Source organism: Treponema primitia ZAS-1, from assembly GCF_000297095.1.
Classification (GTDB): Bacteria; Spirochaetota; Spirochaetia; order Treponematales; family Breznakiellaceae; genus Termitinema; species Termitinema primitia_A.
In genome coordinates this window covers 1-1,315 of sequence record NZ_AEEA01000093.1, presented here as the reverse complement: position 1 = coordinate 1,315, position 1,315 = coordinate 1, and the positions used below count along the sequence as shown (strand labels likewise).

The 1,315-nt window shown below is 41.1% G+C and carries 3 protein-coding genes; all 3 read left to right on the top strand.

All coding sequences use genetic code 11. The annotated features are described in order from the left end of the window. Nucleotides 1-102: 102 nt before the first annotated feature. Nucleotides 103-459, top strand: coding sequence for a hypothetical protein (locus tag TPRIMZ1_RS0113775; RefSeq protein ID WP_010261138.1), 357 nt, complete (start codon nucleotides 103-105; stop codon nucleotides 457-459). 71 nt (nucleotides 460-530) lie between these two features. Beyond that, the gene (locus TPRIMZ1_RS0113770; RefSeq protein ID WP_010261137.1) at nucleotides 531-887 is read left to right on the top strand and encodes a transposase; all 357 of its coding nucleotides are present in this window, start codon (nucleotides 531-533) and stop codon (nucleotides 885-887) included. Continuing rightward, a partial coding sequence (locus TPRIMZ1_RS19120; protein WP_010261134.1) for a phage terminase large subunit occupies nucleotides 887-1,315 on the top strand: 429 nt, incomplete at its 3' end. The genes TPRIMZ1_RS0113770 and TPRIMZ1_RS19120, both read left to right, overlap by 1 nt.

Below are 1,315 nucleotides of genomic sequence, written 5' to 3'. Positions count from 1 at the left end.
GATGAAAGAGAATCCCTTTAAGCAATGCGAGCTGTACCGGGAAAGCCCGGTATTGGAAAACAAGTTACGAGCAATGTCTGAATCAGACCAGGAGGTGATAGTATGATAGACACATCGGCAAATGAACATCGGTTAGGAATTGCAACTGTACGGGTTCAGAATTATTTTGAACATAGCCCTAACTCAATTTTAACGGAAGCGGCAATCCTTGAAAAATTGTCAGAAAATGGGGAGACAGATTCCACTATTGGCAATTCGGCAATTGACGTTCTACTGAACCGTAGGTTTCTCAAGGAATACGGCGGCGGATTTATTCGTACTTCTGATAGCAAGGCAATCGAAGCGCAGCAGTTAAACAAAAAGCAGCACGCCGGAAAGATTAAAACCCGGAAAGAGTTTGATCTAATGAGCGCAACGCAACGCCAAGAATTTTTGAAGGACGGCGGTATTTTAGGCTGACCGGAAAGCCCTGGGGGTCTACTCTGGCCCCTGGGGTTTATTATTAGTGTTAGAGGGTATATATTTAATATATGAGCAGACCAACAAAATACAATAAAGCAATCGCCGATAAACTACCCGATCTGTTTGGGGAGGGACAATCAATTATTGAGGTCTGCGGTGAACTCAAAATCTCACGGGATACTTTTTACAACTGGAAAAAACAATACCCTGAATTCTCAAAAGCGGTTGACGATGGTCTAACTTTGTCTCAGGCATTTTGGGAAAAGCTGGGCCGGGAAGGGACCCTCTGCAAAAGAAATGTTCAACCAACCATGTATATTTTTCAAATGAAAAACCGATTCCACTGGACCGATCGGGCCGATTTAAGTATGAACGGCGGCATTTTAATTCAAAAGATAGATTCAGACGACGAGGCAGCTTTATAGTGTTTCAAAAAACTGAAAAGCAAAAAGAGTTATACCGATTATTCAAAAAGAATAGAACCGTACTGGCTGAGGGTGGGGGACGGTCCGGGAAAACAACCGCAATAGTCCGCTATGTTATTTTGAGGGCGCTTAAATATCCGGGTACGGATCATCTAATAGGCCGTTTTCGGTTTTCCCATTGTAAGCAAAGTATCTGTTTCCAGACCTTCCCAAAGTTAGCAGAAATTGAAGGGCTTAATTACAATTCATTCTTAAATAAATCAGACTGGTTTTATGATTTTCCTAACGGTTCTAAAATCTGGATAGGAGGTTTTGACTCAAAAGAACGGACAGAAAAAATTTTGGGGAATGAATATTCAAGCATTTATTTGAACGAATCGAGTCAAATAGATTTTAATACTTATGAAATGATACTTTCCCGATTAAAC